Here is an 8,678-nt window from a genome sequence, read left to right as displayed (position 1 = left end):
AACGCAGATGATCGAAGCATCCCGAGTCTTGTCCTGACATACCCGGCATGGATCCGTATCCGTGATGTTGCAGCAGACGGAGCAGTAGTGCAGATTCCTTTTGACACTGACTAGCGCTTTGGCAAAATCAATAACGTCATCTTCCTTCATGTTCAGAACATGAAAAGCCAGGCGGGCGGCCGTTTTCGGCCCCACACCCGGCAGTCGCGTAAAGGCATCGATGAGCTTCGCGATCGGTTCAGGATAGTACAAATGTAACTACTCCTTCTAGGTTAGTTTAGAACAAGCCCGGGATTTTCATGCCGCCTGTGAATTTGCCCATATCGGCGTTCGCAATTTCTTCAGCCTTGGCAAGTGCATCGTTAACCGCAGTCAGCACCAGATCCTGCAGCATTTCCACATCATCCGGGTCAACCGCCTCAGGCTTGATGTTGATGGACAAAATTTGTTTATGGCCATTCGCTTCTACGGTAACCACGCCGCCGCCGGAAGTTCCTTCAACGGTTTTTGTAGCAAGCTCTTCCTGCGCCTTCAGCATTTGCTCCTGCATCTTTTTCACTTGCTTCATCATTTGGTTCATATTATTCATGATTCATCTCTCCTTATAATTAGGGTGCACGTAGGGACGCGCTAGTCTTTTATGACAACGAGGTCTTCTCCAAACAGCTGGATCGCCTCATCAATCCATGGTTTTTCTCCACCGGCATCAGCTTCTTCATGTTCCAGCTTAAGCTCTTCCGCCTGAGGCTTGCCTACTCCTTCTACCGCATCATTCCAGTCGCGAAGCATCATGGTCACCAGATGGTACGGCTTGCCGAGCATAGACTCAAGAACCCCTTCAATCACCTGTTTGTTGGCAGGTTTCTCCGTGGTTTCGCGGTGGATGTTGTTTTTGAAAGCGACAAGCACCTTGTCTTCCCATACGGATACGGGCTCACCATCCATCAGCCATGCGTGAACCGTTACCTTCTCCTCTTTCACGTTCTGCAGAATTTGGGCCCACTGCCGATGTACAGCGGTATAATCCTCTCCGGTCCGGGAGGATACATACTGATCCATATGCTGCGGAATCTTGGCCGTTGAAGCTGCTTTCGGTGCAGGTGTACGGGCAGACTTGGCCGGTTCGCGTTGATTCGATGCAGGAACACCGTTTTGAATCAGACGCTCCAGCTTTTTCTCAAGTGCGGCTACATGCTGCTTCAACTGAGCCAATTCTCCCGCATCGGCGGTAGAATGGACAGCTGCGGCCCCGCCGCCGGATTGGGTAATGCCGGAAAGCTTGAGCAGTGCCACCTCAAACAGGGTTTGCGGCTGCGAGGCATATTTCATCTCACTCTGATAACGGTTGAGCGTATCAATCATTTGAAACAGCTCATCCCGGCTGAAGGCATTTGCCATCTCCTGAAACTCGGCCGGGTTCAAAACCCGATCGGTCAGCTTGTCGGCATCGGGAACCATCTTGATCATAAGCAAATCGCGGAAATAGTACAGGAGATTCTCCATGCATTTATCTGCGCTTTTTCCCTCCTGCATAAATTGCTCCACGATCTGCAGGACCAGTCCGGCATCCCCCTGTTTCACGGCGCCGGCCAGACGGCCAAACTGCTCTGAGGCAATGCCTCCCGTCATGTCCATGACCTGCCGGTAAGATACGGTACCTCCAGTGAAGGAAGCGATCTGATCCAGAATGCTCAAAGCATCCCGCATACCGCCATCCGATAGACGCGCAATATACTGCAGCGCTTCATGCTCAGCCGTTATGCCTTCTTCCCCGCAGATCTGCTCCAGACGTCCGGTTTGTTCCTCCAGGGACACCCTACAGAAGTCAAACCGCTGACAGCGTGAAATAATCGTTGCCGGAAGCCTGTGCGGCTCTGTTGTCGCTAGTATAAACATCACGTGTGCCGGCGGCTCCTCCAGCGTTTTCAGCAAGGCATTGAACGCTTCCGTCGTCAGCATGTGTACTTCGTCAATAATATAAACCTTGCGCCGCACTTCGGTCGGTGCGTATTTGACTTTCTCCCGCAAATCACGAATCTCCTCGACGCCGCGGTTGGATGCCGCATCGATCTCCTGGACATCCATGACGGCTCCGGACGTTATGCGCCGGCAGGCCTCGCATGCATTGCAGGGTTCCTCAGCCGGACCATGCTCGCAGTTCACGGCTTTGGCCAAAATTTTAGCGGCACTGGTCTTGCCTGTACCCCGTGGACCGCTGAACAGGTAGGCATGGGAAACCCGCTGCTCGCGAATGGCATTCTGCAGGGTCTGGATAATATGCTGCTGGCCCACCATGTCGCCGAACGACTGTGGTCGCCAAGCTCGATATAACGCGATATGTTCCACTATGCTTTACCCTCTTTCAACTTCCACTTCGCGAAGATTAGGAAATCCAAGGCTCACACCAAAGCCCAATCCTCACGTGCTTTACAAGTTATATTCATGGTCAATCCCAGCCTAAACGGCATGAGTCAACGGTTATATTATACTACATTCTATACTACTTTCCCCTGCCTTAGCAAAACGTTTACTTGGAAAACTTTATCCAAAGTTCACGTGAAGCATTCGCTCCAATTTAGAATCCCGCCTCGACAAAAAACACCCTTGCCAAAGGCAAAGGTGTTATGTGCAGATATGTATACCGTGCACCTGTTATTGATCATTGCGATCCGAGCGGCAATCCTGAGCAGCAACTCGGGCTAGGCACTCCTCCGGCACAAAAGCGGTCTTGCTTATGGCTGCTTCCTTCCGGACCTGACCAGGTTCACAAGTGCTCATTGCGGAGGACCCAACCGTCAACGTTGAGCGCAGGGACCAGCCTCACATCGACAACACCTCTAACAGGAATTCAACCTCGCTACAGCGGATTGCGAGTTACAGGGCACCGCTACCTCCCCGTCTAGCACGGCGAACTTTAGTATATCGCATGGCTACCAAAAAAGCAACCGACGGAAGAAGTTGCATACTCCAACGGCCCTGAAGACAGACAAAAACCCTTCGGCCACAAGGGCGAAGGGTTTGTTTATTAGATACCGTATTTCTTCTTGAATCTATCAACACGACCGCCAGCATCCAGGAATTTCTGTTTACCTGTGAAGAACGGATGACAGTTCGAGCAAATCTCTACACGAAGATCGGGTTTCACAGAACCTGTTTCAAACGTATTACCGCAAGCACAAGTAACTGTAGTAACGTGATATTTCGGTTGAATATCTTGTTTCATTGTAGCTTTCACCTCTTTCCGCCCTGAGCCTCATGCGGACCCAGAGTTATATGGACACATAAAAGGAGTATAGCACGAGCATATTGAATGCGCAATAGTCCATACACAAATCATCAGACAAGTCCGCAATTGGAACTATACCCTATTTTTAGCACATTCGAGTCCGTGCTAGTTAAATAATCGAAGGCCGCTTTTTCGGTCTCGCCTGTCCAGCAGGGGGCACATGCGTATAGGAGCCGATCACCACATCCGGCAGCTCCTCCTTCATGATCTCGATTGCCTGCTTCATTCCGAGAATCTCGCCTTGCGCAGGCGGAATGAGGCCAAGATAGCTCTCAGGGTCAATATTCAGATTGCGAAGCTGAATCAATTTGAGTCCCGTTCGCCGGGCAAACTCGATCATGGCTTCCAGCTCTTCCTCGCGGTCGGTCACGCCCGGAAAGATCAAATAGTTAATGGATGTGTATACGCCCTGATCCGTTGCGTAACGAAGAGATTTCTCCACATTGGCGAGCGTGTAGCCTCTTGGCTTGTAGTATGCGTTATAATGGGCATCCAATGCACTGATCGTGCTGACTCTCATCAGATCAAGACCCGCATCCACGATACCGCGGATAAAATCGGTCAGTCCCGCATTGGTGTTAATATTGATGTAACCCATGTCGGTCTGTGCCCGGACTTCTCGCATGGCCTCTATAATGATCTTCGCCTGGGTGGAGGGTTCGCCCTCACAGCCTTGGCCAAAGCTGATGATCGACTCCGGGGTCTTCAGATGCTCCAGCATGACCTGCACCAGCTCATCCACTCTCGGACGGAAGTTCATGCGCGTCTGCGGGGAGACAAAGCCGCTGTCATCCGGCTGTTCCGAAATGCAACCGAAGCAGCCCGCATTGCAGGAGTAAGACACGGGAACCGCGCCTTCCCAGCGATTCAGGAAGGTGTTGGACGCCGTCAGGCATTCGTATCCCAGCGCACAGTTAGACAGATGTTCGTAGAGCCGGTTTTCCGGATACTTCTCCTTCAGCGTCTTAACCCCAAGCTCAAGGTCGTCCAGATCACAATTCACAGGATTCCATTTCTCGGGATCGTCGGACAAACGCGCCGTCGTATAGAAAGCGCCATCCTTCCATACGACCGCCGAGTAACCAAACAGCGGCAGCTTATACTCCTTGTCCGACTTCACGTACCCCGGCAGGCAGAGCCGGGTGTAGCCTTGCGGCAGAAGCGCTCCGACAGCCGTATACCCGTCCTCAAGCGGCATCATGTCACCGGTCTCCGGATCCATTCCGATCGCTCGGGTACTCGGCAGTCCGACCAGCGTAGCTCCCTCCGGCAAAGGTATCAATTCATCTTCCAATATCTCGACGATCATATCTCCGCTGCGGGCCAGCCCGAACAGCTCGGAATGATCGTATACATTCCCTTGTTCATCTGCATAAACCAAATACATGTTGATCTCCTATTCTCCGGTTGATTCAGGGCTTAGCTCTGAGGGGCCGTCGCCGCAGATGCACGCGATGGACGTCTGGCTGTCTGGCCCTGAGTCCCGGTTCCGCCGCCGTTGTTGGCATTCACGTCAAATGATGCCAAGAACTCCGCGTTATTCTTGCTATCACGCATTTTTTTAAGGAAGCCTTCCACAAAATCGGCAGAGTCGTTCATATTTTTGCGGATCGCCCAAATGGTATCCAGTTCATCCTTGTTCAGCAGCACCTCTTCGCGCCGGGTACCGGAGCGACGAATATCGATCGCCGGGAAAATACGGCGTTCCGCGAAGCGGCGGTCCAAGTGCAGCTCCATGTTGCCTGTGCCTTTAAATTCCTCATAAATGATATCATCCATCCGCGATCCGGTTTCAACCAAGGCTGTCGCCAGGATCGTCAAACTTCCGCCTTCCTCCACGTTACGAGCCGATCCGAAGAAACGTTTCGGACGATGGAATGCCGCAGGATCAATACCGCCGCTCAGCGTTCGGCCGGACGGAGGAATGACCAGGTTGTACGCACGAGCCAGACGGGTGATGCTGTCCAGCAAGATAACCACGTCCTTCTTATGCTCCACCAGCCGCAAGGCGCGCGACAATACCAGTTCCGCCACTTTGATATGGTTCTCCGGAAGCTCGTCAAAAGTAGAAGCAACCACCTCACCCTTAACGGAACGCTGCATATCCGTCACTTCTTCAGGCCGTTCATCGATGAGTAAAACAAACAGTTCAATCTCTGGATTGTTGGTTGAGATGCTGTTGGCGATTTCTTTCAAGAGGAGCGTTTTCCCTGCTTTTGGCGGTGCCACGATCAAACCGCGTTGTCCTAAACCTACGGGTGCAAGCAGATCCATAATTCGGGTTGACAACTGATTAGGGGATGTTTCAAGAACAAGCTTTTCTTGCGGATATAGAGGAGTCAAGGCTGGGAAGTGTAGTCGTTCCGCTGCGACGGCAGGATTCTCGCCATTCACGGCGTTGACCTGCAGCAGTCCGAAGTAACGTTCGTTCTCTTTCGGCGTCCGGCATTTGCCAGAAACCAAATCTCCGGTCCGTAAATCGAATTTGCGGATCTGGGAGGCCGAAATGTAGATATCCTCCGTGCTCGGCAAATAGTTGATCGGTCTCAGAAAACCGTATCCTTCCGGCAAAATCTCGAGTACGCCCTCCATGAACATCAAGCCGCTCTGTTCGGCCTGCGCCCGGAGAATGGCAAATATCAATTCTTTTTTCTTCAACTGGCCATAATAAGGAATCTGATACTTCTTGGCCAGCTTATACAGATCCGTCAGCTTCATGCCTTCCAAATCGGCTATTTGTAAATCCATTCAATAACCACCTATTCAATTATTTGTTTCTGTCGCAGCAGTTCCCTGCTGTCATGTAGTCTATTAGTCTATGAGAGCTTTACTAGGAGCATTACCCAAATCAGAGGGAGATATGCAGTTTCCACCACACATTTCCCTCATTTTGGTAAAAAAATCACTCTTCTTCGGTCTCACGCCACACGTCGGCACCCAGCTCTCGCAGATTGGAAACGAGATGGTCGTAGCCGCGGTCGATGAATTCCACGCCGCTTACCTCCGTTATCCCTTCAGGCACCGTCAGTCCCGCAATGACAAGGGCCGCACCCGCCCGCAGATCGGTCGCTTTGACCTTGGCTGCGTTCAGCGGGCCGCCTTCGATGATGGCAGAGCGTCCCTCCACGCGAATTTTGGCCCCCATGCGAACGAGCTCCGGAACATGTTTAAATCGGTTGCTATATACAAAATCACTAAGGACGCTGACGCCTTCCGCTTGCGTAAGGAGGCTGGTCATCGGTGACTGCAAATCCGTTGCAAATCCAGGATATATAAGCGCCTTCACATCCACATGCTGATACCGGGCTTTACCGATCACGCGGATGCTTTCGTCCAGCTCTTCGATGCCCACACCCATCTCGATCAGCTTGGCCGTGAGGGCCTCAAGATGTTTCGGGATGACGTTGTCAATCAGAACATCGCCGCGCGTAGCTGCGGCAGCAATCATATATGTACCGGCCTGAATCCGGTCTGGAATAATGGAATGTCGGCAGCCATGCATCTCGGTCACGCCCTCGATCCGGATGGTTTCCGTTCCGGCGCCCTTAATGACAGCTCCCATGGAATTCAAAAGTGTTGCAACATCTATAATTTCAGGCTCTTTCGCCGCGTTTTCGATAATTGTGGAGCCTTTGGCCTTGGCAGCCGCCAGCATAATGTTAATCGTTGCACCTACGCTGCTTACATCGAGGTAGATCTTCGCGCCCCGCAGCTCTTTGGCATGCAGGTGAATCGAGCCGTGTTCGTTGGTCACGGTCGCGCCAAGCGCTTCAAAGCCCTTGATGTGCTGGTCGATGGGACGAGGTTCAAAATTACAGCCGCCCGGCAGGCCGATCACGGCTTCTTTAAATCTTCCAAGCATGGCGCCCATCATATAGTAGGACGCGCGCAGTTTCTTGACGGGTCCGTTAGGCATCGGAATGGATTTGATATCAGAAGGGTCAATTCTCATCTGATTGCCTTCCCATGAAACTTGCCCGCCTAATTCCTCAAGGATCTCAGCATAAACAGCCACATCGCTGAGAAGCGGCAAATTATCAAGTACGACTTCCGATTCCGCCAGGATTGCGGCGGGAATTAACGCAATAGCACTGTTCTTGGCACCGCTGATTGTTACAGCACCTCGCAGTGGGCGTCCACCGCTGATCATCAATTTTTCCATAAGCTTTCGGTTCCCCCTACATCACTTCGCAGCCGGAAATGGTTCTGATGCCCGTCATACAAGAAAAACGTCGTATCGACGTTCCTAAAGGATGACAGACGCAATAAGCGTTCGTTTTCGTAGCGATTATCCGGTTGTGAAGCCTCACAATCCGCTTGCGCTTTTTGATAACTTAATAAATGAAATGGAAAAACACCGGCTATGCGGTGTGCTTTCCATTTCATTGTATGCAGCATAAGACAGCCTAAAATATCTTAGGTGATTCCTATCGTCATGTTGCGGCCACGAAGGCTACAAGCGACTTTTGTGCGTTACGGGTGATTAAGCTTGATTGTTGGAACCAAACTCACGGATTTTGCCGACAACGGTTTCCTTGATTGCCTCGCGGCCTGGTTTCAGGAATGTGCGCGGATCGTAAGCTTCCGGTTTAGCGGCAAGCACTTCACGAACAACTTTGGTGAACGAGATTTGGTTCTCGGTGTTAACGTTGATTTTGGAAGTACCCAAGGAGATAGCTTTCTTGATGTCATGCGTCGGGATGCCCGTACCGCCATGAAGCACCAATGGAAGTTTCACAGCATCGCGAATCTCTTCCATCTCTTTAAACCCAAGGTTTGGTTCGCCTTTGTAAGGACCATGGACAGAACCAAGCGCAGGCGCCAATGTGTCGATGCCTGTCTCGTTCACGATGCGCACGCAGTCGTCAAGCTTCGCGTACATTACGTCGCCGATAACGTCATCCTCTTGTCCGCCGACCATGCCGACTTCGGCTTCAACGGAAACGCCTTTGGCGTGAGCATACTCAACCACTTGTTTCGTTGTTGCAATATTCGTCTCAATCGGGCTGTGGGAATCATCGATCATAACCGAAGTGAACCCTGCATCGATTGCTTCTTTACATTTCTCAACACTTGAACCGTGGTCAAGGTGAATGGCAACAGGAACTGTAACTTTCAGGTCCTCCATCAAACCTTTTACCATGTGTACAACGGTGCTGAATCCACCCATGTAACGAGCTGCGCCTTCGGAAACACCAAGAATTACCGGCGATTTCTCTTGCTCAGCCGCTTCAAGAATTGCATATGTCCACTCCAGGTTGTTGATGTTGTATTGACCAACAGCATATTTACCTTCGAGTGCTTTGTTCAGCATGTCTGTCATTGATACTAATGGCATGGTTTCATCCTCCTATAGATGCTTAGTTTGTCTATGGTTTTTAGCCGATATAAC

General features: G+C 51.3%; 8 protein-coding genes and 1 other RNA gene (1 of these 9 only partly in view). All 9 read right to left on the bottom strand.

The window, feature by feature from the left end:
* Positions 1 to 252, bottom strand: partial view of a recombination mediator RecR gene (gene recR, locus P0X86_RS00320; protein ID WP_009595539.1) — the beginning only. Its footprint begins 348 nt before the window's first position; only the first 252 of its 600 coding nucleotides appear in the window; it begins with the start codon at positions 250 to 252; its stop codon lies beyond the left edge, outside the window.
* A gap of 25 nt (positions 253 to 277) precedes the next feature.
* Entirely contained in the window at positions 278 to 589 is a 312-nt protein-coding gene (locus P0X86_RS00315) for a YbaB/EbfC family nucleoid-associated protein (RefSeq protein WP_009595540.1), read from the bottom strand.
* A gap of 41 nt (positions 590 to 630) precedes the next feature.
* Complete coding sequence (gene dnaX, locus P0X86_RS00310) at positions 631 to 2,346, bottom strand: DNA polymerase III subunit gamma/tau (RefSeq protein WP_277747473.1); 1,716 nt, start codon at positions 2,344 to 2,346, stop codon at positions 631 to 633.
* A gap of 295 nt (positions 2,347 to 2,641) precedes the next feature.
* Positions 2,642 to 2,908, bottom strand: an RNA gene (ffs, locus tag P0X86_RS00305) — signal recognition particle sRNA large type.
* A gap of 117 nt (positions 2,909 to 3,025) precedes the next feature.
* Positions 3,026 to 3,223 carry a 50S ribosomal protein L31 gene (gene rpmE, locus P0X86_RS00300; RefSeq protein WP_006207505.1) on the bottom strand — a complete coding sequence of 66 codons (198 nt, stop codon included), beginning with the start codon at positions 3,221 to 3,223 and terminating at the stop codon, positions 3,026 to 3,028.
* A 172-nt stretch (positions 3,224 to 3,395) separates the two neighbouring features.
* Entirely contained in the window at positions 3,396 to 4,673 is a 1,278-nt protein-coding gene (locus P0X86_RS00295; protein WP_277747472.1) for a radical SAM family protein, read from the bottom strand.
* A gap of 32 nt (positions 4,674 to 4,705) precedes the next feature.
* Positions 4,706 to 6,034 carry a transcription termination factor Rho gene (gene rho, locus P0X86_RS00290; protein ID WP_012818386.1) on the bottom strand — a complete coding sequence of 443 codons (1,329 nt, stop codon included), beginning with the start codon at positions 6,032 to 6,034 and terminating at the stop codon, positions 4,706 to 4,708.
* 154 nt (positions 6,035 to 6,188) lie between these two features.
* Complete coding sequence (locus P0X86_RS00285; RefSeq protein WP_036662837.1) at positions 6,189 to 7,448, bottom strand: UDP-N-acetylglucosamine 1-carboxyvinyltransferase; 1,260 nt, start codon at positions 7,446 to 7,448, stop codon at positions 6,189 to 6,191.
* 321 nt (positions 7,449 to 7,769) lie between these two features.
* Positions 7,770 to 8,624 carry a class II fructose-1,6-bisphosphate aldolase gene (gene fba / locus P0X86_RS00280; protein ID WP_012818384.1) on the bottom strand — a complete coding sequence of 285 codons (855 nt, stop codon included), beginning with the start codon at positions 8,622 to 8,624 and terminating at the stop codon, positions 7,770 to 7,772.
* Between the last annotated feature and the right edge of the window lie 54 nt (positions 8,625 to 8,678).

The organism is Paenibacillus sp. BR1-192 (genome assembly GCF_029542445.1).
Lineage (GTDB): Bacteria > Bacillota > Bacilli > Paenibacillales > Paenibacillaceae > Paenibacillus_AQ > Paenibacillus_AQ lautus_A.
Note: the sequence above shows the minus strand (reverse complement) of the source record. Positions and strands in the feature narration are given on the sequence as shown.